Genomic DNA, 22,070 nt, shown 5'->3' with positions numbered 1-22,070 from the left:
CTATCATCAATACCGTGTATCTGAACAATTCGCAAGCAACAATTACCACCAGCTATACAACTCACTGATTTTGTGCACAATAGAACAGTTTAATTTGTTAATAAATAGTAAATTCAAGGCATCGTACCGCCTCATGCTTTTCTCGCTATATCTTCGACTGCGAAGGTCGGCGTCATTAAAAAGCAGAGCCATAATCAAAGTACACGAGAGATGAACCTTAACGCTGACGCAGCCCTAAGGATCATTTAAAGAAACCAAATTAAGAGTAGTCAAATGAGCGCATTCAAAAAACTAGTCGAACACTCTCAAAAATGTTCACGCTTTCAACACCTAGCCTCTATCTGTGGTTGGGACCAAGCTTCAATGATGCCTGCCGGTGGTAACCAAGCTCGTAGTGAAGCGATGGCCGAGCTTTCGGTTCATATTCACGGGTTAATGACGCAACCACAGCTTGGTGACTGGATTGCAGACGCTGAAAACGAAGCGCTAAATAACGAACAACAATCGTCTCTGCGTGAAATAAAACGCCAATGGCAACAAGCTAACCTACTTCCAGAAAAGCTGGTTGAAGCAAAATCTCTAGCAGGTTCAAAATGTGAACATGCATGGCGTAGCCAACGTGGTAACAACGACTGGGTTGGATTCGAAAAGAACTGGCGTGAAGTGGTTGAGCTATCTCGTGAAGAAGCGCAGACCCGCGCCGACGCTGCCAATCTAACGCCTTATGATGCTATGCTGGATATCTATGAACCGGGTACTAGCTCTGCTTCACTGGATGTCTTATTTGCAGACGTTAAAACATGGCTACCAAGCCTGATTGACGAAGTGATCGAAAAGCAATCGAGCGAGCAATTTAGCGCGCCATCCGGTATCTACTCGACTGAGAAACAGAAAGCACTGGGTTTAGAAGTCATGAAGCTGCTTCAGTTCGATTTTGAACACGGCCGATTGGATGAAAGTGTTCACCCATTCTGTGGCGGCGTGCCTTCAGACGTGCGTATCACAACGCGCTACGACGAAGCGGAATTCGTTCAAAGCTTAATGGGCATTGTGCATGAAACAGGGCACGCACGTTACGAACAAGGCTTACCAAAACACCTAGCAGGCCAACCGGCGGGCGAAGCACGCTCTATGGGTATCCATGAGTCTCAATCTTTGTTCTTCGAGATGCAAGTTGGCCGCAGCGATCCATTCATCGGACACTTAGCCAACCTAGCAGGACAACAGTTCTCAGGTTCAGAATTTGAGAAAGATAACTTCCAGAAGATCTACACTCGCGTGAAGAAAGACTTCATCCGTGTTGATGCCGATGAGCTGACCTACCCAGCGCACGTTATCTTACGTTACGAAATTGAACGTGACTTGATCAACGGCAAAATCAAACACACTGATGTCCCAGAACTTTGGAACACTAAGATGCAGTCTTACCTTGGTTTAAGCACTCAAGGCAACTTCACTAACGGTTGTATGCAAGACATCCACTGGACAGACGGCGCATTTGGTTACTTCCCATCTTACACATTAGGTGCGATGTACGCGGCTCAGTTCATGGCTTCAATGAAGAAAACGGTTGATGTGAACTCTGTGATTGAAAGCGGTGACCTATCCCCTATCTTCACTTGGTTAGAGTCGAACATCTGGAGCAAAGGCAGCCTACTAAGCACTGATGATTTGGTGAAAGGCGCAACAGGCGAAACTTTGAATGCGCAATACTTCAAAGATCACTTGAGAAGTCGTTATTTGAAAGGTTAAGCATAGCGACCAGTAGACGTTAGAACGATGTTCTACTGGCTCGTTTCTGGACAAATCTTTTGGGATTATGAAAGCTTGTCTACATACCCCTCGATATCAACATCATCAATTAGTACGTCTGGTAAGTAGCGCTTAGCATAACTTAGATAAGCTCCGCTAGTGAGCAATAATTTAAACACGTCTTTATCAATGTGCCCGCCTAACGCCATTTTCGACATGATGTGGATAGCCTCACTTAGCGATTTGGCTTTCTTATAAGGTCGGTCGGCAGCGGTTAGCGCCTCAAAAATATCAGCTACTGCAAGAATACGTTCAGGAATCGACAACTCTTCCCCAGTCAAGCCTCTCGGATAACCAAAGCCTTCCATCGCCTCATGGTGAGTCGTCGCATAACGAGGAACGCGCTCAAGCTCTGGCGGGAATGGGATGCTCTCCAACATTTTGATTCCACTTATCATGTGTTCATTAATCTTAAAGCGTTCTTCTGTCGATAATGTTCCACGCTGTACAGCTAAGTTATATAACTCACCGTGGTTATAGAGAATATCGGGCACCTTCATATTGATGCCAAACTCAGGGTCGATATAAAACGGCTGTTCACGCTCAATCACATGTTCAGGGCGATCGGTCAGTAATTTCTCTACTGCCGGTGTCGCTTTAGACTGATAACGCGCTTCCTCTAATGGAGATAAACCCAATCCGCGATCGAAGTATCGCACCCACTCTTTTTCAGCCAGTTCATGCAGACGCGCAATATCTTGATCAGACATGAATTCTGCCCCTACGTTAGCGGTGGCAATAAACTTAAACTCTTCGGTGAGTACCGCAAACTCTTGTTGTAATGCTTGTTCTGGCTGCCCATCAATGCCCAATTCTTGCAATTTTTTGAGCAAGTATTGGATTTGTACATCTCGCCAAAGCACCTCAAAGCGCATACGAACTTCGTGGATTCGGTTATAGTTGGTTTCTAGTTTACTGCCTTTATCGACCACAAACTCTGGCGTCGCAATTTTGCCACAATCATGCAGCCAAGCCGCGATACGAAACTCACGTCGTTCTTCGTCATTTTCAAAAGCAAATCCTCTAAACGAACCTTGCTCGGATTTCTCGGCGGCTTCCGACAACATCAGAGCGATCTCTGGCACACGGTTACAATGGCCCGCTGTATAGTGAGATTTTTCATCGATCGCGCGCGCGATAAGTTGAATCACAGACTCAAAAAACTCATTTTGACGCTGCTCAAATTGCTGTAGCGAATGACTACCTCTCATCAGAGATAGACCAAGCTGATGAATTTCTTCAATACGGGAATGAATACGCTGCACTTTTTCGTACTCACGATCTTTAACAAACCTGACCTGTTTTCTTAATGCATTAATTGGCTCCGAGATAGGCTTTGCCATTACCCACGCAATTGGAATTAAAAGAGTAAGCACAAGGAATGATGCACCGACTGAGTAAACTACCGTTTCATTTACGCCTGCCATTAAGTAGGCTTTAGGGATCACAACAGCAAAATAACGTCCCTCTTTATGTGTCAATTTAGCAACATAGACATATTTCTCTACACCATGGACTGGTACCAAGCGCACTGAGTTAACAAATGCTGGCTCTCTTGCGAATTCAAGAAGTTCCTCGTATGGCACAAAAGTATAGGTCGATTGAGCTGTACTACCCTTAAACCATTTTTCACGCAGATATTTTCTCTGCTCTGGCGTAATAGCGCTGACCGCAAGATTAATAATCTCAACTAAAGCTCTTTGATCTTCATTAACTAAATAATAAAAGGCGTTCGGAATGTTGGGCCCTTTAATCAAATTAATTACCAAATTTTGGCGGAACGTTTCGCGTATCTTGTTTCTCAAAATTTGTCGAATATCGAGCACAGCAACAATATCGTCATTCAATACACCATCAATCGCATCGTGCAACGAAGCGTAATTAATGATGCTCATTTGCGGGTAAGCTTCTTTCAAATCATCTTGAATGCTCCACCCTTTAAGCAAACCAATTCGACTTTGCTTTACTTGCTCTAGGGTATTGATGTGTTGATTTGCCTTTTTAGTCAGAAAAGCAAACTTAGCGTGATATAGAGGTTTACCAACCACACCAATACTAGAAAGATCATCTTGAGCGGCAATGGAGTGAAGAATGTCAATATTGCCGCGACCAAAGTCTTTCACTAACTCATCCCAGCTACGGCCATTCACAAACTTAAATTTTAAGCCTGTCATTTCCGATACCATCTTGAATAAATCTATTGCGAATCCATTTGGACGCCCACCCACGGCAAAGTCGACCGGGCCCCAGTTATTTTGGTTTGACACTGTTAGTTCCGGAGCTTGCTCAACTAACATTCGCTGCTCATCGGTCAAATTAACTGGTGAGACTAGCGGTAATCGCCCTTCAATATCCACCATCTTATTCGTTGCAATCAATTGCCCATTTTCTTGATAGATAAAGGCTTCAGCCTCTGAGGTCTTCTTATTCTTAACAAATCGATTAGTCAATTGCGCTTCTAAAGAGGAAAGAAGGATATCCACACCCACCACAGTTTTTGAACCCGGCACTTTGATCGAAAAAGTTTCACCTGAGACTTTTAGCGTATTAAACAAGTAAGGCGATGTGTTGTAAGTTTCATCATATTCAGCATTTTCAAACCAACTGCGCTGGGTGGGGATAAAATTACTGAACTCATTTGAAATATGTCGTGAAATAAAATTCTCATCGTAATAAATACTCACCTTACTACGTTCTCGATTTACTCCGCGGTGAACTATGAGCAACCACTTATCGCCGGGTTTTGCCTGCACACGTGAACGAATTTCCTTAGAAGAAAGATTAATCAGTTGGAAGAAATCGTTATTTTCTTTAGCCACAAAAATACTGTGGATGCTAGGTTCTCTCACTAGCAATTGAGACAAAGGGACAATGACACTCTCTTCCGGTGTATCCACGCCGATCAGAGATACCAATTGCGCGCCTCTCCGCGTTACGTTGTCAGCTAAATTTTGAAGACTAGATAAGTGGCTGGATACGCCAGTTGCAATAGTTTGATATTGAGTAAGGGTGTGTTGTAGCTCTGTTTTTTTCGCAAAATGGTATTGCAAGAGAATAGCAACACTGGCCGTCACGAGAGTGCAAAAGACAAACATACCCCCTAACACTGTCCTTAACGATATGCGTGTGTATTTTTTCTTCATTTTTATTGGCTCAGCTCAGTGCCTTAATATTTCAACTGACTACAGTATCGTTCAAGAACAACTTTGACGCCAATGATGAGTATTCCCATGCATCAACGAAAATTCGTTCGTAATGAGGCACCTATATCCTGACAACCAAGCAAAATTGCCAACAATGGAATCAAGTCTTTCTGCTTCTATTAATTTGAGTATCGTGAATATTGATATTCAAGAACTAATTTTAGGTCGTATTAAGTCTTAAACGCTCGGTAGCTTAGGAATAAACGAATAATAAAGGCTGAGCAGATTATCTGACTCAGCCTTTTTACTTTTTAGACCTAGATCATTTATCGCCAGTAAGCATATCGAAGAAGATCTGTCTCGACTCAGGTGTGTTGTCTCTATGAGTTTCGTATTTTACATGCGTGTTTGCATCAACTGCTTTTGATAGCTTGATGCTCCAAAGTGCTTTCATTTGATTCGGTACAATTGAATATCGGACATCGATAATACGCAGCTCATCCGTTGGGTCCTGAGCAATATAACCATTCGAGAACCAGCGGAAACGTTCAATGTCTTTGGCTTGTTGGGAATCTGGGTCTAGCCAAGGTAAATCCTGACTCACATTCAGTTTCGCAATCGACTCTCCGGGATATACATTTACCGATGTGCCAACCCGCACTGCGTCTACATGATATTGAGCCTCTGTTTCGTACACCACTTTCCACACCAAGATATTAGCGAAGCTTGGTTTTGCCTCTAATCGAATCGGTGTGTATTGCCTTTCTTGCGCTAATTGCCACCCAACCGCCTCTGCCCTGTCTCGTTGAATCATCCCTAATGTTGGATAAATTAGCGCCCAAGCAAACGCGACACGCGCGAGCCAAGGCGCTCGTTTCAACGTTGCACACACAAGTAAAATTAAGATGGGAAGCGTATAAACGGGATCAATGATTGATATGGTGTTCCAAGCAAAGCGCGCGTTGGTGAAAGGCCAAAGTAACTGCGTACCATAAGTGGTACAAGCGTCTAACAGTGCATGAGTGCCATAACCCAGAGCACAAAACAGCCAACTTTGTTTGAAAGTAAGCCCACGTTTTTTTGCAATCAGATGATGCAGAACCAAAGCGCAGATCAAACTGCCAATGGGGATAAAAAAGAGTGAATGGGTAAATTGTCGATGAAATTCCAAAGCCAACAAAGGGTCACTTTGAGACTTAATCAGTGCATCTAAATCTGGAGCCAATCCAGAGAGTAGACCTAATACCCCAGCAACAACCAAATGTTGTTTTTTGCTGGCCGATTGTGACAAAGAAGCGCCTAACACGCCCTGCGTTAAAGGATCCATAAACCACTCATTGATAGCATTCCGTTGAATCAAACAAGGTACATTTAGCTATAGCAGTGAATTGTTCATAACTAAACGGTTTTATCAATATACTCATGTACATAGCTGTATAAGCATAGACCGACAAACAAAAAAAGAGCAGTTATGAAACTGCCCTTTTCTAATTATTGGTGGTTGATCAATTTATTCGTTTTTGTTCTATATATTCACACTTGAACGATCTGTAATTAGCGAGCAACCATGCTTGCTGCGATAACCACCAGCAGTACTGAGAAGATTTTCTTAATCGTTGGAACCGGTAAATGGTTAGTGGCTTTTGCGCCCAACGGAGCCGTGAACCAAGACGTGCACACAATACCCAGCAGCGCAGGCAGATAAACAAAGCCAGCAAAACCGTCTGATAGAGCAAAGTGGCTGCTGCCTGAACTGATATAACCTATCGAGCCAAACAACGCGATCACAATGCCACAAGCCGAGGCACAACCAATGGCCTTTTTCATATCAACAGAGAAGAACGTTAATAACGGAACCAGCAATGCACCACCACCAATCCCTATCATGGCAGACAAGCCACCCGTAATGGTTGTCAATACAGTGAGCACGCCTTTGTTCGGCAGTTTTCGTTCCTTAGGCGCATCATTTTTGCTGCTTAAGAACATCTTGATCGCAATAAGAACCACACTCACGGCAAACACGATACGAACGACCTTTTCCGGTAACAACGCCGCCATAAAACCACTAACCAGAGCTCCCAGAGCAACACCGAGCATGATCCAAGGTGCCAAATCCCAAGGCACATTGCCATTCTTGTGGTGAGCAAGTGCAGAAGACGTAGAGGTGAACAGAATCGATGCCAACGAGGTAGCGATCGCCGCGACAACCACTTGGTCGGACGGAAGAACTTCTAAATACAGTAAAATGCTGCTTAACACGGGAACAATGATCAGCCCTCCGCCAATACCTAACAAACCGGCTAGAAACCCAACACCACTGCCAAGTAACGCACAGTAGAAAATCAACAACAGCAATTCACTCATTTCATCCATCTCTTCATTAAATTAATTGTCTTAAATAACGCACTATTAATATGGTTATATTTCCATCAAGCTAATTAATATAACTGACACCGACTTAAATATTCAAACAGAATAGATCATGAATATTCCTCATGTTGAATGTGAAGTAATACCATTGTTAATGGTCAACCTATCCACGTATAAAAACCTTAAGCGATTAACTTTATACGACATTAATTCTACTAAGCATTAATTTCAGACAGCATAGCCTTCGATTCTTAATCCGGTCACAAGCAAAAAATAAAAGCCGTTTTAATACTAAAGACCGAGAGAGTCAGAAAACAAATTGGGATACCAAATCAGCATGAATAAAGAATTTAATTTTACGATTAAGAGCATTAGCCTCGACGAAAACTACCAGCCTGCAGACAGCACGCGTATCACTACCAACTTTGCTAACCTGGCTCGCGGTGACAGCCGTAAAGCGAACTTACGCAATGCACTACAAATGATCGATAACAGTTTCAACGCGTTAGCACACTGGGACAACCCGAAGGGCGACCGTTACTCTGTTGAGCTTGAAATCATTTCTGTTGATATGGATATTGAAAGCAACGGCGAAGCATTCCCTTCAATTGAAGTGCTGAAAACCAATATTGTAGACCGTAAAACTAACGAGCGTATTGAAGGCATTATCGGAAATAACTTCTCTTCTTATGTTCGAGATTATGACTTTAGCGTACGTCTATTGGATCATAATAAAGGCCAAGATAAATTCAGCATTCCAGAAGATTTTGGTGATTTACACGGCAAGCTATTTAAATATTTCGTTAACTCTGACGCTTACAAAAAGAACTTTAATAAGCCACCTGTTATTTGCTTAAGCGTGTCAGATAATAAAACCTATTACCGCACTGAAAACCAACATCCAGTATTAGGTTTTGAATACCAACCGAATGAGTCTTCTTTAACTGAGCAATATTTTAAGAAGATGGGCTTACAGGTTCGTTATTTCATGCCGCCAAACAGTGTTGCACCTTTGGCTTTCTATTTCTTTGGTGATCTGCTGAACGATTACTCTAACCTAGAGCTTATCAGCACCATCAGTACCATGGGCACATTCCAGAAAATCTACCGCCCTGAGATCTACAACGCGAACGCGGTTGCAGGCAACTGTTACCAACCAAACTTGAAAAACTTGGATCACTCGCTGACTCAAATCGTGTACGACCGTGAAGAACGAAGCCAGCTAGCTGTTGAACAAGGTAAATTCGCAGAAGAGAAGTTCATTAAGCCATACCAATCAGTTCTAGAGAACTGGTCGGCAAATTACGCACTTTAATCGTCTATTGCGCTTTAAAACCACCCAAGGATAGGCAGTATTATTATGAAAACACTATTACCGACTTCAACAGCGGGCAGTTTGCCGAAACCGTCTTGGCTTGCACAACCAGAGACGCTTTGGTCGCCATGGAAACTTCAAGGCGATGAACTCACAGACGGCAAACAAGATGCGCTGCGTGTCTCTCTGCACGAGCAACAGCAAGCAGGCATTGATATTGTGAGTGACGGCGAACAAACACGTCAGCACTTTGTAACGACCTTCATTGAACATCTGAATGGCGTTGATTTTGAAAAGCGTGAAACCGTTAAAATCCGCGACCGCTACGATGCGAGTGTGCCTACAGTGGTTGGCCCAGTTTCTCGTCAGAAATCCGTGTTTGTTGAAGATGCGAAGTTCTTACGTCAGCAAACCGACCAACCGATCAAATGGGCTCTGCCGGGTCCTATGACCATGATTGATACACTTTACGATGCGCATTACCAAAGCCGTGAAAAACTGGCGTGGGAATTTGCGAAGATCCTCAACGAAGAAGCGAAAGAGTTAGAAGCTGCAGGCGTTGATATTATTCAGTTCGATGAACCTGCATTTAACGTGTTTTTTGATGAAGTGAACAATTGGGGCATTGCTTGTTTGGAAAGAGCCATTGAAGGGCTTAAATGCGAAACCGCAGTACATATTTGCTATGGCTACGGCATCAAAGCGAATACGGATTGGAAAAAGACACTAGGCACCGAGTGGCGTCAATACGAAGAAGTATTTCCTAAGCTGCAGCAATCGAATATCGATATTATCTCTTTAGAGTGTCACAACTCTCATGTACCTCTTGAGCTACTTGAACTGGTACGAGGCAAGAAAGTGATGGTTGGTGCGATTGATGTTGCTACAGACTCTATTGAAACACCGGAAGAAGTGGCTAGCACGCTAAGAGAAACACTTAAGTATGTTGATGCAGACAAGCTCTACCCTTGCACCAATTGCGGTATGGCTCCCCTACCTCGCGACATTGCTTCAGCTAAGCTGAATGCGCTAAGTGCTGGCGCAGAGATCGTTCGTAAAGAGCTTTCAGCGTAACGCTTTCCTAAAGAACAAAAGCTATCCCCTGAAGCCTAAGTATCACATCGATGCTTAGGCTTCCGTACTCTTCTCAACTTCCACTCTCTATTTATCTAACCTTTATCTATCTAAGAAGGTAGCCATCTTCTTCAAAGTGATTAGCGCCTTATCAAGCTCGTCTCTTTCAATGCCTTCAGCGCCACTTTCAGCCCATACTTCCTGTTTTTTATCTAATAGCGAATACGCTTCTTTACCCTTTTCAGTCATGTTAACCAACTTTGCTTTTTTGTGATTCGGGTTATCAAGCCAAGTTAGTAATCCATCTTTCACCATAATATCTGTAACACGCTGAGTCGCTTGTCTGCTTTGCCCCATAATACGAGCAATTTGAGAAACCGTGACCAGATCATCGGACTTTTCGATCGCCCCCATCACCTTCCATCTGGCACTGCTTAACCCTAATTCTTCGGTTAATTTATCACCCTCAGCATTCAATAGACCACTGACCTTAAAGATCTCTAGTGCGATCTTTGTAAAAACTTCTCCATTCGTATCCATAACACCCACTTTGACAACATGCTGTCATTAAATTAGACTTAAACCAAATTGACAACATGTTACCAAATTGACAGCGAGAATGATATGAAACCAATAATCCACAAAACAGCAGCATTAACAGCAACACTGTGTATCGCGACATTCTTTACCAGCACATTACTTGTAGAACTGTTTGGCACTTTGGAATCAGTGAAGCTAGTCAAATCGATGATCGTTTTTCCGGGCTTGTTTATTCTTGTCCCTGCCATTGCTATCACTGGTGCGACCGGTGCATCTATGGCAAAACAACGTAAAGGAAAAATAGTTGAGCGCAAGAGTAGACGCATGCCAATTATCGCGCTCAACGGGATCGTTATTTTGATTCCGGCCGCGTACTTTTTGAATCAGTGGGCAAGTTTAGGAGAGTTCGACTCTGTGTTTTATGGTGTTCAGGTTTTAGAACTGATAGCTGGCGCGACCAACCTAACACTGATGTCTTTGAATATTATGGACGGCAGAAAGTTTCGTCCTAAAAAGGCGAAACAAGACTAAGCTCATTGTGTTTAAGCAAACATATGAGCTTTATACGTGGCTGTTACCAGGTTTTATCTAGGTCTTGAGCATACAAAGAGATCGCTCGTTGGTACTCTTTGATTGCTTCGCTATTCGTCGTGGAAACTAAAAGCTCAAGTAACAGCGATGTCGCCTCTTTATGGCGACCTAAATTGTACAAACACATTGCGTAGAAAGGTTTCACTTCTATCGAGTCAGGATACTCAGCCATAGTCTGTTCGAAATAGCCTAAAGCCTCTGCATAGAGACCAAGGCTTCGATAAGTACTCGCCAATCCGAACAACGCATCAAAGCGCTCTACTGAAGAAAGCACGCCAGACAGAGACAACACATAGTGCTCAATCGCCTGTTGCTCTTTGCCTTGGTTGTCGTAAGACCACGCAATCTGTAAATGAGCTTTCGCCGCATAGTTTTCATCAGTGAGTAGCGTTGCCAGTAAGTCACGCGACTCTTGATACTTTTCTTCTTTTCGCAATTCGATGGCTTGTTTGATAATGGTGTCCATAAGTCTCCCTGACGCTTAAGCGCTGTACTAGGCGTTCATTTCCTCGAACATCTGTTTGTAAGACTGAGTTTGCAGTTCCGATTGAGTCAACCCGAATTTATTGGCTAACAACTCAAGCTCACTTTTATACACAGACAACTTAGACTCATCGTCCGTCATGATTGCAAACTCAGCAAAATCACCGATACCCGCAAGAGAATCGACCGTGATGTGGAACTCTCCAACAAAATAGATACTGCGAGTTTTCTGCGCTTCAAGAATCACTTCGTAACCCAAGTTCTCAAGCATACTCTTAGCATTCGACGCATCGGTGATGTTTGTCGCTTCGCATCGGTCAGGCTCTGGGCCTTTTACAATCCATAGCTTAATGCCCGATGGCTCCATTGTGCGAATACACAAGCTTTTATTCTGAGCCTGTAAGCTTCTATCAGGGCTATCGAAATACCAATCACATTCCTGATTGTCTTGCAGCATTACTTCATGAGGAATTAGGTTCAAAGTTTTCAAGAACTCAGACTTAGAGCTAAGTCGATACTTCAGCTCAACCTCATATTTGCCTTTGAAATGGTCGTTGGTCATAAGATAGCTCAGTGCAAAAAAGGCGATACTAGCACACGAACCTAATACGAAATACAAACTGACGCACAACACAAACTAAAGCAGTGGAACTATGTTCGACACGCTAACACACGCTGCCATTCTTCTTGGCTCATAGCGCCTTTAGAAAGGTAAATATTGTGCTTCTGCATTGCGCCTTTCGTGTATGAAAGCTTGATGAATGAGCCAATTTCAAACGGAAGAAAGCTACGCTGTAAAGTCACATCACAAGCAACGCCATTTAAACGTACATGACCGTTCGTGATTTCAAATAAGCTATCGCGAAGCTTCCACCACAACATTAGAATTTTTATTAGTGGAGGAACACAAATTATCAGCCCTATGGTTAGCAGCGATGAACGATCACCGTCTAATATCCAATAGACAAGACCTAGTGCAATAACAATAAACAGCAACTCTGAAAATAAGTATTTAACAAAATTTAATCGGATACGGTTATCCATGACACTCTCTCAATGATGACCCTAAAGGCAGCTCCATTTCAACGAGCCCTTTCACTTCAGACAACTGAGTAAAACCTTTTGATTGATAAAGCTTAATCGCGGGATTCTCACTGAACACACGCAACACTAACTGAGCCGATGATTGATTGTTCGCATGTTCAATAGCTAAATCGAGACACTTAGAACCAAAGCCTCTACCTTGATATTCAGCTAATATCTGCAAGTCCCGAAGAAACGTTGTATCACTGTTGTAACTGAAGCGGATAACACCAATACGGCTATCCCCTACATAAATTTCATAGTTATCCAGCTCATCCCAGCTGCGTAAAAACTGACTATGACCCCAAGCAATTCCACGCGCATCGTAGTAACTCGCCATATTCGTTTTGGTGATCTGCTCTGCGAACTTAGGATCTGAACCTTTGACCAACCTTACTTCCATATTGTGTCCTTTTTTTCAAATCACATCTGAATACGGCATAGAAAAATGCCGCATATGTTGAATCACTTTGAAGGGCTAACTATTGATCTTACCGACCGCATCGCATTTTGGTAACTCACCCGTGGGTTGTTTCCCCAGTACGCCAAGGCGTAAACACCTAGTATCTGTGAAGTCCAAAGCAGTGCCGATATCAGACAAGCGCTATAAACCTCGGGGAGCATAGCGATTGCCTTGTGATATTTTTCATCTGGAATTGTCCCTTGCACTTCCATGATGCTCAGGGTGACGTTAATCGGCGTATAACCTACCCAGAATAAAACCCATGAGCCAGCAGCAACAGGAGATAAGAACAAAAACGGTTTTAACCATCTGTGGGGAAACAAGAAATATAAAAGCATGAACACATACAATACACCAAGAAACAGACTCCAAGAGCGCACGTTAATATTAGCAATCCAATACCTTTCTTCAGCATACATAAACAAAACAACTGCTCCCAAAATACTCGCAAACATAAGTTTGCCGATATTAGTCGTCTTCTTTATCCGAAATAGTACATAACTTAGTATGGTAACCAAGACGGCAAACCACGCCATAATGTGCCAATTCATTAAAAAAAAGCGTGGCGCGTAAGTGTTGTTAAGTATTATAACGCCCAACAACACTCCGATTGATAAGTACGCGATGACTAGCCGTACCATGAACCAACCTAGCTTTTTCATTACTTCATTATTCATCAGCACCGATCATCCCCAATTTAAAACGAAAAGAGATAATGCCTCTAAAGTAATCACCCTCTACAAGTGCGCTTCGAAAGTGCCAAATGTTGGATATCATGAAAATTGTCCTTTACTCATCAACGCCAAAACTATCACCCAGCTTTTCTATAAACCAACTTCCTTGGCACGGTCCATTGGTTAAGTGCCATCGGCCATCAAATCTATTGCCACTGCCATGTGCGGAAAAACGATAATCCCATTGGCGATGTTTAGCATATAAACGTAAGTCGCCGCTTTCCGTAACCCAACCCTCTAACGGTGTTCCATTGTAGGTAAGCCTTAGAGTAGCCTTACCCTCACGAATAGTTCCGGTGATGGTTGTGCGTTCACACATATTATTGCCAGTGGTGTTAATACGGCGGCCTAGCCACTCACCGTCGAAATCGGTAGAGGGAACAAATTGGGGACTATCAGGAAGTTTAGGAAACGACTCGGAATTACTGGACCCGAACCACTGGAGTTCACGACCAACGAGGAAGAAGCCAACAAAGCCGATTGAAATCGCTATCACAAATCCCTTTTTCATGAGCCTCTTCCTAATCCACTGACCTTAAGAAAAGAACCCTAACATAATGAAAAGTAATAACTTACTATCAATTTAATTAATTTTGATATATTCCACAAATTGCATTCAAATGTTGAATATAGAGAAAGCGGCATCGTACAAAAATGCCGCGCATTGAGAATCAATTATGGGCAGTGCCGAAAGCTCTGCACAGAGAAGCCCTAACCTTCCAAGGCATTGCGCCAATACTGAACGGTTTTCTCCGACACCGAGCCTGTCTCGGTCGCCGCTGATACTAGAAACTCACATAAGCGAGTTGCGACTTCTTCATTACCTAACAAGTATAAACTGCGAATGGCTCGCGTTAGCCTCAATTGGTTATGGTCATGATTCTTCAACCATACATGGTTCGCCGGGCTAAGTGGCAACGATGAAGATATTTCATTCCCGTTGCGCTGCATGCCCCAAAACTCAAGCATCAGGTCAAGCACTTGTAGATGAGCTATGCGAAGCGCTTCTGAATTAGCAAAAAGCGCCCTATCTTCTTGAGTAACCAACGGTGCATGTTGATTAAACTTAGTCCCCTCATCAATTGGGAAAAATACTTGAATGTACTTATGGTCATGCTCCAACCAAAAATGATTGTAAGCCAATAACTGTTCTACATTTCTACCAAATTTATCCGGCGCTTCACCAGATATAAAGCGAGCAATCTCACTCATTTTAAAATCCTACTGACTATAAACCCCCACTTGTGGGCGAATGCATTATTACGCAGTAAGCCGTGAAAAGCCTAGTCCTTTACGTTGTAAGTACCGATCTGACTTAGAACTCCAAATACCACGCGTTAGGAATCACATTTGAATACTTTCGACTTACTTTTCCAACAAACGACACTGGTACTCTGCGACACATTTTAGATCTGCTGCATGTTAAGGGAATCGTTCATGAAAAAAACATAATGCATCCGCTAGCGTAGCGTATGGGTTTTAGACTTAAGCCAGCAACCAGTGTGTTAATAACTGAGTACTAAAACCTGAACGATTAAAAAAGATAGGTAATATATGCGCCGAAAGACTAGATCTTTCAAAGAAAAACCCTTCAGAAAGCGTCCTTCGTGCATAGAATTTCAAGCGACTTACACTAGTGAATAATGTAAGTCGCTAACATAAGAAACTAGCGCAAGCGTCTCAACACAACCTGTTGGTCAAGCTCATTCTGATAGTCCGTGTAATCAAGCCCCTGATCAAATATGTACTCAGTGACAAGAGTACGAATGCACTCAACCAATGTGCTTGCTTGCCAAGGCTTTTCAAAGTAACGGTCGATGCCTGCTGCATTAATCGCATTGATGGTATCAGTATGAGTGGCCTGCCCCGTAAGAAGAATTTTCTTTGTATTCGGAAAGCGGCTGTCATGGAACACTTCAGTGAGTAACTCCACACCCGTTTTCCCTGGCATCACATGATCAGACACGATGACGGTAATGTGTTCGCCTTCTGCGTCAAGTTCATCAATGAGATCAAGCACTTCTTGCGCTGATTCACAATCTTCAATATTCAGCCAACTCGCCAGCGGCTCTAAATCTTGTATCACTGCGCTCAGTACTTCTCTCTGGTCATCGACACAGATTAAATTAAGCTTCTCCATGTTCACCCTCTATTGGTAACTTGATTCTAAATACAGTTTTAGAAGCATCACTTTTCACAATGATACTTCCGCCATAACCTGCCACAATCCGCTTAACTACTGATAAACCCAAGCCCAATCCAAACGATAGACCACCTTTTTTAGTGGTGAAGTTGGGCTGAAATATCTTTCTACGAGTCGCCTCATCTATCTCAGGGCCGTTATTCGTGATCGTAACTAATATTCTTTTCTTACTTAATCTGGTTTGAATTTCTATTGTGGCATCGTCTGAATTCGACATTGCATCACAAGCATTCTTTACAATGTTGACCCAAATCTGAACGAGCTCTGTTTTCGAACCTTTAAAAGACGGTAAATCCGCAGGGCTCAATCGCACAGACACTCTACGTAACTCACTTTGTAACAACGATAAGGCATGGTTAATGGAGTCGTTAATATCAACCGCTTCTTCGGTGTCGATATCAGTTCTGCCAAGTTGTTTAACCGATTTTACGATGCCAACGGTGTGTCTAGATGCCAAACGTAAATCATGTAAGTCACAGCCCATCTGCCAAAAGCGAATCGCTTCTTCTGGTTTTTTCAGCCAATGTCTTGAAATAACGTCTGTTGCATATGAAGCGTCAATTGGAATCGCCTTTGCAAGAGAGCGAGCAATGTTCTTGTCTAAACCATATTTTCTTTCAAATTGTCGCCCACGTGTTCGCGCTTCTGACGACGACGTTTTCTGACCATGCATTAACCCAAAATCGAAAAATTGACTGGCTTCTGGATGCACTTCTTCAAGCAGATCCATGATGACCGTTTCAAGTCGGCCAGATTTACTATTTACTACACCAATAGCGTTGTTAAGCTCATGAGCAATCCCTGCAGCTAATTGACCCAAGGTCGTCATTTGCTCAGCAGTATGTAACTTCTCTAGCGCTTTTTGTTTCGCGATCGCTTCTTGTGTTGCGCGGCGTTGACGACGCGACAACTCATTGACAATCACAGGTGTGAACTGTGCGGTAAGAGGACCAAATTTACGTTCATCTTCTGCAGGCGTGTCTTTATCGATCCACGCTAACTCAACATCGGTTTTAGCAACAACCGTTGAAGATGCTGTCCAATTACCTGAAAAGAAGCTATGAACGCCTATAAAAGCCCCACTACCCGCGCTAAACACTCGCACTTGCGGTGTATTCGCTTCGGAATAAAATCCTTCCAGTTCTCCACTAAACACATAATACAAACGAGTGTTTAACGCTGATTGTTCAATAATGGTGTTACCGGCACGGCACGTCACCCGACGCTCTGTCTGATTAAAATAACGATCGATAAGTGCTTCTAGTTTTTGTTGATACACGTATCGTTATCCTATGTGACCAATTGAATGTAGCACCCACACCATAACAAAACTCAGTAGCACACCAACCACACCCAAAATAATACCGATTCTGGCCATTTGATTACTTTGCACATGACCAGTAGCATGAGCCAACGCATTCGGTGGCGTACTGATTGGCAGCGACATACCCAATGAAGCGGCAAAAGTCACAACCAGAATTAACGTTAACTCACCGCCTAGTGGCGTGAGTGAAGCCATAGACGAACCTAATGCAGCCATAATTGGCATTAACAAGTTAGCCGTTGCGGTATGAGACATAAAGTTTGCCATTACCAAACACAAGAACGCCGCTCCGAACAACACCACATAGGGTGAGTAGGAATCAAACGGAATGCTGTGTACCACGAGCCTTGCTAAGCCAGTTTTATCGAGAGCTAAACCAAGCGCGATACCACCTGATACAAGCCACAGTACGTCCCAAGAAATCTTTTTCAGGTCTTCTTTATTGATGATCCCTGTGAGTGAGAACACAGCGACAGGAATCAGAGCGACGGTATAAGAGTTCATGCCATGGCTTGAACCCATTAACCAAAGAATGATAGTCAGCGCAAAAGTGACGTACACCGCAATGGCTTTAGGCGTTTTAAGGAATTTACCTTTAATACTTAGTTCAATTTTCTTTTGGTCAGCTTTGTACATAAAGCCTATTAAAAACCACGCTAACGCCATCATAATAACGACAAACGGCACACCAAATGCCATCCATTCGCCGAACGTAATGAGGTTATCGCCAACTAAATATTTAAGTGCGATAGCATTCGGAGGAGTACCGATCGGGGTACCAATACCACCGATGTTAGCGGCAACAGGGATACAAAGCGCAAACGCTACACGACCGGGGTCTTTCGGACCAAACACAGCCAGTACCGGCGTCAAAATAGATAACATCATTGCCGTTGTTGCCGTGTTAGACATAAACATCGAAAAGATACCAGTGATCAGCATTAAGCCGAGCATCACAAACTTTGGGTCTTGTCCAAATGGCTTCAATAATACACGGGCTAAGTTTACGTCTAATCGATACTTAGTGGCGGCCATCGCTAAGAAAAAACCGCCCAAAAACAGCATGATGATTGGGCTGGCGAATGTCGCCATGATGTCGCTGTATTTTAACAGCTCACCAAAATGTTCTTCCCCATGATCAAACCTTAAAAAGATCAGCCCTTTATCCGACAACATCAACAATTGCAGAACGATAATAACAACAGACGTCGCGTAGATCGGGATGGGCTCGAACACCCAGCACAATGCCGCTAATAAAAAGATCGCGATAACGCGTTGTTGAATAATCGTAAGGCCTTCAAATGGAAACGCTGATAGCGGCATTACGAGGATAATGAAAGGAATTAAAATAGGGATAATGTATTTAATATAGGGGCGCATAACACAAAAACTCTTCCTGAGATAACAACTACTTAGAAATTAGATTTAAAGTTCTAATTTAGATCCGACAACGAATTATCGACCTCTTATCACTATCTCACTATCGGCTAGATCAATGATTCCGTAATCGCGATATCCCCTTTTTCGATTCTGTGCGCTACCTCTACGTTTGTATGTGATTTATTGTTGTAATTAAATTCAAGAGAGTGTTTTCTACGTTTCTAGTCATGTCCATAAATTGAGGGCCACTTCTGATAAAAGCGTTGAACAAGCTCACTGGGTTAGGTATGCCTGAAACTTGTCATACTGACTAAGAAACACCCGAAACGGGTGGCTCTATCTCTAAATTTACTGTCCTAACAAACGACACTGATACTCTGCGACACATTTTAATTCTGCTGCATGTTCAGGGAATCGTTCGTGAAGAAAACACAATGCATCCGCTAGCGTTATCTGGTGCAGGTTCAATGTATACCCAAAAACCAATCTGTGCACATTGTCATAGAGCTCATCTGAATTATCCGAGCTTTGACACTGCGCCAAAATAGCTTGATCAATCTCATCGTCTGGATCTTCCAATGGGCTATTAGCCTGTCGATAGAGATTAGAAAGCATTGCGTCATATTGCTCTTTCGACAGCTCTTCCTTGCAACGCATTATCCACGTAAGCGTAATGAGGTTGTGTCCAAAGAAACCAAACTGCTTTAAGCATGCTTGTAATACGCTATTGAGCTCTACGACTTGGCTTATGTCAGTGCTTAGGTCGCCATCAGAACGAGTCGATGTGCCAAATTCAGTGAAGCGGTTAAGGAATACTGGCACTTGAGACGGCTCTAGCTCACGGTAAACACGGTTCAGCGCCAATAAGATAGTCACATTGTGGGAAAGATATTCACGTGTTTGAGAAGCCTGCGAAACGTAATGCGCGAAGATATCTTGAAAGCCCTTATTCTCATGCCACTGCATTAAAGCAGCATACGCCGCCGGGTATACCCCATTATCCAATATCCTTTTAATACGAAAATCTGAGAACTTTGGCGCTTGCACCATTACAGAGTACTCGCCTAACACTTCAATCTCAGTTTGGTCTATCAGCTCACTCGTTTTAATCCACACATTGTCGGTTGGACTGAAATAATCATTAAGGTGATTTGCAGCCAAATAGGCTTTTAAAGAATGAGGTTGGTGGATGCTGGCACTGCTATAAAGTGCCTTTTCCAATAGTTGGTCGCTTGTCATGTTTCCTCTTTGAAACGTGCTCCTTGTCTCTATGATGAGAGATGGCGCCATGTGGGATGAAAACACAGCCAAAAATTAGTCATTGACGCCATTGTCGTTTGTTATGTGCGTGCTCTTTGAGCTAACTGAGTCTCCAAGGGCCAGATTCTACGACTTGAACCACTACCCCTTCTTGCTCAAGTTGTCGTAACAAAGCGACTAGCCAATATTGTTGGTTCGATGGGGTAGCCTTGCGCTGTTCTCCCCACCCAAATCCACAGCGCCTGAAAATCTCAGCCTGTTTCATGCCACGACTGCTTGCGGAGCAGTCGGGATGACTTTGCATAAACTCAACAACTAGACCTTTGGCGTGATTGCGTAACAACTCACCTTTCGACTCGAAACTATCCATATTGAACACCTTTCCACTTTGACGTTACTTAATCATAGTGAACTTCCTAGTTTCTAGGCAAGAGCACATAACGCCTGCATGACACGTTTGCTACCAAGCAATCATGTTTAAATTTGGCACCGTAAACGAGAAACACTCAGTAAACTGAGATTACCGAGTGCAGTAAATCGTATTGATGCATTATTTGTATGATTAATTATTCACTAACTTTTGTCCATCCAACGACATCTTTATTTGCTAGTTCACTGATTGAGCCAGTCCAGTTACTGTAACTTCCATTTTCAAGTGAAAATTTACCATAGCACTGAGTTGTACCATTTTCAGTTTGCAGTCTTGATTTATGAACGGATACTATCTTACCTTTAGCGTTTTTAGCATTATCATTCCAATATTGGAAACTAGAGATATGATCACTACAGCTTGGACCATAATGAGCATATTGTTCATAAATTGCCTTACCTGCAATAAATGTTGAAATAATTGCCCCTAGTAAAACAACCTTAAGCAAAATTGTTAAGACTGCGTTCAGATTTCTCAGATTTAATTTTTCATTCTCTTTAGTCTCATCACTCCCAGTTTCTTTTGTTTTAATTGTATTTTCCATTTTATCCTCTTATTTTTATACCTAACTAATTTAAAAATCACATGCGCCCACTTAAGGGGTGAGCAACGTAACGCCGAAGTCGCTGCAACCACCTTAAACACTAAAACCAACGCATCGTGACAATGCCACGCATTGCGAATCACTCTTGAACGGCTTGTTATGTAACCTCTACGCGAGCCTTGTCATGGGGATGCTCGAACCATGGGCCATACCATGCTTTCCTGTTGGAGTATCGTCCACAACAAAGCCATATTTTTCAAAAAATGGAACAAGTGAAATATGTGCTGCTGTTAAACAAATTCTGTCTAAATTGTGCTCTTTACAATATGTAACACAACGGTCAACTAACTCACCAAATAAATTGAGTCCACGAAATACTTGAAATTCAGACTGCCTCTCTGATGGCTTCATAGGCTCAAGTGGATTAGAGAACTCAACATCGGATATATGCAGAATATTTTGATGTAATACTGAAATTAACAGTTCACTAAAATCTTTGTAATCTACGCTGCTATCATCCGTATTAGTATGGATATATAAAATATCTTTAATTACGTCAGCACCTACAAAGCTACTAACTTCTTTGTATAAGCAGGGATTACTAGTTTGGAAGTGAATTGCAAGTGACATTGGATCAACATCTGGGTGGGTTTGTATATACTTATCCCAAATAGTTCCTCCCAATTCAAACATACAGTTCTCTTTTAATTCTATGATTTTTTCGATTTCGGAAAACCCATACTCTACAAATGAAACTTGATTTACTGGTACTCTTTCACAAAGCAATTCTTTAGGGTAAATATCTATCAGATTCATAGTTTTTTCTTCCTTGTAATATCAAATGTATAACAATGCGTCACTTTGGTTACATAACAGCTATCAGCCAGAACAATTCTGTATTTAAATGCAGAATTTTTCTGTCTAGTTTCTTATGTAGCCTATCTTAAACGACTGACTTTTTTCATAACAATGACTTATGCTTACTAATTTGTGATTGAACAAGAAAATGTAGATGTTTTCCTATCTAACGAGACTAAGTGTTAAAAAAGTTGAGATCTGTGCTTAGTGGTATTGTTAAGACAAGATTACTATTGATAATAAGGACAATATTTCCACTTCCAAAAACCCGATTATTTACTAATTTGTAATTAAGATAAAAAAGAAAAATATCGAGATTAACTTAGAGAAAAGTATTCTCTAGATTCAAACAAACCGGATTTTAATAACTCTCGCCCCTTCATATGTTTACGATAAATAATAAAATTAGATTTTATAAAAACAATTTGATCAATAAGACTTTTTGTAAACTTTGAATTACATA

The 22,070-nt window shown here is 42.3% G+C and carries 22 protein-coding genes; 4 read left to right on the top strand and 18 right to left on the bottom strand.

Annotation, left to right across the window (positions count from 1 at the left end):
• Positions 1–273 precede the first annotated feature (273 nt).
• Positions 274–1,752 carry a carboxypeptidase M32 gene (locus tag MSG38_RS04925; RefSeq protein ID WP_248401189.1) on the top strand — a complete coding sequence of 493 codons (1,479 nt, stop codon included), beginning with the start codon at positions 274–276 and terminating at the stop codon, positions 1,750–1,752.
• 65 nt (positions 1,753–1,817) lie between these two features.
• Here MSG38_RS04925 and MSG38_RS04920 read toward each other — a convergent pair whose 3' ends face one another.
• From MSG38_RS04920 to MSG38_RS04910, 3 genes are all read right to left on the bottom strand, one after another.
• On the bottom strand, positions 1,818–4,955 hold the full coding sequence (locus MSG38_RS04920) for an HD domain-containing phosphohydrolase (RefSeq protein WP_248401188.1): 3,138 nt from the start codon (positions 4,953–4,955) through the stop codon (positions 1,818–1,820).
• Positions 4,956–5,277: 322 nt separating this feature from the next.
• Positions 5,278–6,282, bottom strand: coding sequence for a metal-dependent hydrolase (locus MSG38_RS04915; RefSeq protein WP_248368658.1), 1,005 nt, complete (start codon positions 6,280–6,282; stop codon positions 5,278–5,280).
• 227 nt (positions 6,283–6,509) lie between these two features.
• On the bottom strand, positions 6,510–7,319 hold the full coding sequence (locus MSG38_RS04910; RefSeq protein WP_029235341.1) for a sulfite exporter TauE/SafE family protein: 810 nt from the start codon (positions 7,317–7,319) through the stop codon (positions 6,510–6,512).
• 343 nt (positions 7,320–7,662) lie between these two features.
• On the opposite strand from MSG38_RS04910, the gene MSG38_RS04905 reads away from it, so the two are divergent.
• Together MSG38_RS04905 and MSG38_RS04900 are read left to right on the top strand one after the other, a co-directional pair.
• Positions 7,663–8,640, top strand: coding sequence for a DUF1852 domain-containing protein (locus tag MSG38_RS04905; protein WP_248401187.1), 978 nt, complete (start codon positions 7,663–7,665; stop codon positions 8,638–8,640).
• A gap of 45 nt (positions 8,641–8,685) precedes the next feature.
• Entirely contained in the window at positions 8,686–9,714 is a 1,029-nt protein-coding gene (locus tag MSG38_RS04900) for a methionine synthase (RefSeq protein ID WP_248368660.1), read from the top strand.
• A gap of 102 nt (positions 9,715–9,816) precedes the next feature.
• Here the strand turns inward: MSG38_RS04900 and MSG38_RS04895 are convergent, their stop codons facing one another.
• Entirely contained in the window at positions 9,817–10,254 is a 438-nt protein-coding gene (locus tag MSG38_RS04895) for a MarR family transcriptional regulator (protein WP_048606983.1), read from the bottom strand.
• A gap of 84 nt (positions 10,255–10,338) precedes the next feature.
• Between MSG38_RS04895 and MSG38_RS04890 the strand changes: the two genes are divergently transcribed.
• A complete protein-coding gene (locus MSG38_RS04890) occupies positions 10,339–10,785 on the top strand; it encodes a hypothetical protein (protein WP_248401186.1) in 447 nt (148 codons plus the stop codon).
• Positions 10,786–10,828: 43 nt separating this feature from the next.
• Here the strand turns inward: MSG38_RS04890 and MSG38_RS04885 are convergent, their stop codons facing one another.
• The 14 genes from MSG38_RS04885 to MSG38_RS04815 all read right to left on the bottom strand — a co-directional run bounded on the left by MSG38_RS04885 (position 10,829) and on the right by MSG38_RS04815 (position 21,565).
• Entirely contained in the window at positions 10,829–11,311 is a 483-nt protein-coding gene (locus MSG38_RS04885) for a tetratricopeptide repeat protein (RefSeq protein WP_081229657.1), read from the bottom strand.
• 27 nt (positions 11,312–11,338) lie between these two features.
• Entirely contained in the window at positions 11,339–11,890 is a 552-nt protein-coding gene (gene cyaB, locus MSG38_RS04880; RefSeq protein WP_052878512.1) for a class IV adenylate cyclase, read from the bottom strand.
• Between the two features lie 89 nt (positions 11,891–11,979).
• Positions 11,980–12,372 carry a hypothetical protein gene (locus MSG38_RS04875; RefSeq protein WP_052878513.1) on the bottom strand — a complete coding sequence of 131 codons (393 nt, stop codon included), beginning with the start codon at positions 12,370–12,372 and terminating at the stop codon, positions 11,980–11,982.
• Positions 12,365–12,814 (bottom strand): GNAT family N-acetyltransferase, encoded by a 450-nt coding sequence (locus MSG38_RS04870; protein WP_059020457.1) that lies wholly within the window; start codon positions 12,812–12,814, stop codon positions 12,365–12,367. The genes MSG38_RS04875 and MSG38_RS04870 overlap by 8 nt, the downstream gene beginning before the upstream one ends.
• A gap of 62 nt (positions 12,815–12,876) precedes the next feature.
• On the bottom strand, positions 12,877–13,551 hold the full coding sequence (locus tag MSG38_RS04865; protein WP_248401185.1) for a hypothetical protein: 675 nt from the start codon (positions 13,549–13,551) through the stop codon (positions 12,877–12,879).
• A gap of 112 nt (positions 13,552–13,663) precedes the next feature.
• The gene (locus tag MSG38_RS04860) at positions 13,664–14,119 is read right to left on the bottom strand and encodes a hypothetical protein (RefSeq protein WP_248401184.1); all 456 of its coding nucleotides are present in this window, start codon (positions 14,117–14,119) and stop codon (positions 13,664–13,666) included.
• 200 nt (positions 14,120–14,319) lie between these two features.
• Positions 14,320–14,820: an opioid growth factor receptor-related protein gene (locus MSG38_RS04855; protein ID WP_248368671.1), complete on the bottom strand. Its 501-nt coding sequence runs from the start codon at positions 14,818–14,820 to the stop codon at positions 14,320–14,322.
• 454 nt (positions 14,821–15,274) lie between these two features.
• On the bottom strand, positions 15,275–15,748 hold the full coding sequence (locus MSG38_RS04850) for a response regulator (RefSeq protein ID WP_017070648.1): 474 nt from the start codon (positions 15,746–15,748) through the stop codon (positions 15,275–15,277).
• Positions 15,735–17,090: an ATP-binding protein gene (locus tag MSG38_RS04845; RefSeq protein WP_248401183.1), complete on the bottom strand. Its 1,356-nt coding sequence runs from the start codon at positions 17,088–17,090 to the stop codon at positions 15,735–15,737. The genes MSG38_RS04850 and MSG38_RS04845 overlap by 14 nt, the downstream gene beginning before the upstream one ends.
• A 6-nt stretch (positions 17,091–17,096) precedes the next feature.
• On the bottom strand, positions 17,097–18,515 hold the full coding sequence (locus MSG38_RS04840; protein WP_248401182.1) for an SLC13 family permease: 1,419 nt from the start codon (positions 18,513–18,515) through the stop codon (positions 17,097–17,099).
• Between the two features lie 348 nt (positions 18,516–18,863).
• Positions 18,864–19,754: a hypothetical protein gene (locus tag MSG38_RS04835; RefSeq protein WP_248401181.1), complete on the bottom strand. Its 891-nt coding sequence runs from the start codon at positions 19,752–19,754 to the stop codon at positions 18,864–18,866.
• 121 nt (positions 19,755–19,875) lie between these two features.
• Positions 19,876–20,145 (bottom strand): hypothetical protein, encoded by a 270-nt coding sequence (locus tag MSG38_RS04830; RefSeq protein ID WP_123283337.1) that lies wholly within the window; start codon positions 20,143–20,145, stop codon positions 19,876–19,878.
• Positions 20,146–20,341: 196 nt separating this feature from the next.
• Positions 20,342–20,749, bottom strand: a complete 408-nt coding sequence (locus MSG38_RS04825) for a hypothetical protein (protein WP_248401180.1) — start codon at positions 20,747–20,749, stop codon at positions 20,342–20,344.
• 168 nt (positions 20,750–20,917) lie between these two features.
• Positions 20,918–21,565: a GNAT family N-acetyltransferase gene (locus MSG38_RS04815; RefSeq protein WP_248371738.1), complete on the bottom strand. Its 648-nt coding sequence runs from the start codon at positions 21,563–21,565 to the stop codon at positions 20,918–20,920.
• Positions 21,566–22,070 lie beyond the last annotated feature (505 nt).

It is taken from the genome of Vibrio sp. 1CM24A, assembly GCF_023161725.1.
Taxonomy (GTDB): domain Bacteria; phylum Pseudomonadota; class Gammaproteobacteria; order Enterobacterales; family Vibrionaceae; genus Vibrio; species Vibrio coralliirubri.
This window is presented reverse-complemented; position numbering and strand designations above follow the sequence as displayed.

Excerpts from the sequence above, each read along its gene's own strand:
- MSG38_RS04925 (WP_248401189.1), top strand. The coding sequence starts at position 274 with ATGAGCGCATTCAAAAAACTAGTCGAACACTCTCAAAAATGTTCACGC.
- MSG38_RS04920 (WP_248401188.1), bottom strand. The coding sequence starts at position 4,955 with ATGAAGAAAAAATACACACGCATATCGTTAAGGACAGTGTTAGGGGGT.
- MSG38_RS04915 (WP_248368658.1), bottom strand. The coding sequence starts at position 6,282 with ATGGATCCTTTAACGCAGGGCGTGTTAGGCGCTTCTTTGTCACAATCG.
- MSG38_RS04910 (WP_029235341.1), bottom strand. The coding sequence starts at position 7,319 with ATGAGTGAATTGCTGTTGTTGATTTTCTACTGTGCGTTACTTGGCAGT.
- MSG38_RS04905 (WP_248401187.1), top strand. The coding sequence starts at position 7,663 with ATGAATAAAGAATTTAATTTTACGATTAAGAGCATTAGCCTCGACGAA.
- MSG38_RS04900 (WP_248368660.1), top strand. The coding sequence starts at position 8,686 with ATGAAAACACTATTACCGACTTCAACAGCGGGCAGTTTGCCGAAACCG.
- MSG38_RS04895 (WP_048606983.1), bottom strand. The coding sequence starts at position 10,254 with ATGGATACGAATGGAGAAGTTTTTACAAAGATCGCACTAGAGATCTTT.
- MSG38_RS04890 (WP_248401186.1), top strand. The coding sequence starts at position 10,339 with ATGAAACCAATAATCCACAAAACAGCAGCATTAACAGCAACACTGTGT.
- MSG38_RS04885 (WP_081229657.1), bottom strand. The coding sequence starts at position 11,311 with ATGGACACCATTATCAAACAAGCCATCGAATTGCGAAAAGAAGAAAAG.
- cyaB (WP_052878512.1), bottom strand. The coding sequence starts at position 11,890 with ATGACCAACGACCATTTCAAAGGCAAATATGAGGTTGAGCTGAAGTAT.
- MSG38_RS04875 (WP_052878513.1), bottom strand. The coding sequence starts at position 12,372 with ATGGATAACCGTATCCGATTAAATTTTGTTAAATACTTATTTTCAGAG.
- MSG38_RS04870 (WP_059020457.1), bottom strand. The coding sequence starts at position 12,814 with ATGGAAGTAAGGTTGGTCAAAGGTTCAGATCCTAAGTTCGCAGAGCAG.
- MSG38_RS04865 (WP_248401185.1), bottom strand. The coding sequence starts at position 13,551 with ATGAATAATGAAGTAATGAAAAAGCTAGGTTGGTTCATGGTACGGCTA.
- MSG38_RS04860 (WP_248401184.1), bottom strand. The coding sequence starts at position 14,119 with ATGAAAAAGGGATTTGTGATAGCGATTTCAATCGGCTTTGTTGGCTTC.
- MSG38_RS04855 (WP_248368671.1), bottom strand. The coding sequence starts at position 14,820 with ATGAGTGAGATTGCTCGCTTTATATCTGGTGAAGCGCCGGATAAATTT.
- MSG38_RS04850 (WP_017070648.1), bottom strand. The coding sequence starts at position 15,748 with ATGGAGAAGCTTAATTTAATCTGTGTCGATGACCAGAGAGAAGTACTG.
- MSG38_RS04840 (WP_248401182.1), bottom strand. The coding sequence starts at position 18,515 with ATGCGCCCCTATATTAAATACATTATCCCTATTTTAATTCCTTTCATT.
- MSG38_RS04835 (WP_248401181.1), bottom strand. The coding sequence starts at position 19,754 with ATGACAAGCGACCAACTATTGGAAAAGGCACTTTATAGCAGTGCCAGC.
- MSG38_RS04830 (WP_123283337.1), bottom strand. The coding sequence starts at position 20,145 with ATGGATAGTTTCGAGTCGAAAGGTGAGTTGTTACGCAATCACGCCAAA.
- MSG38_RS04825 (WP_248401180.1), bottom strand. The coding sequence starts at position 20,749 with ATGGAAAATACAATTAAAACAAAAGAAACTGGGAGTGATGAGACTAAA.
- MSG38_RS04815 (WP_248371738.1), bottom strand. The coding sequence starts at position 21,565 with ATGAATCTGATAGATATTTACCCTAAAGAATTGCTTTGTGAAAGAGTA.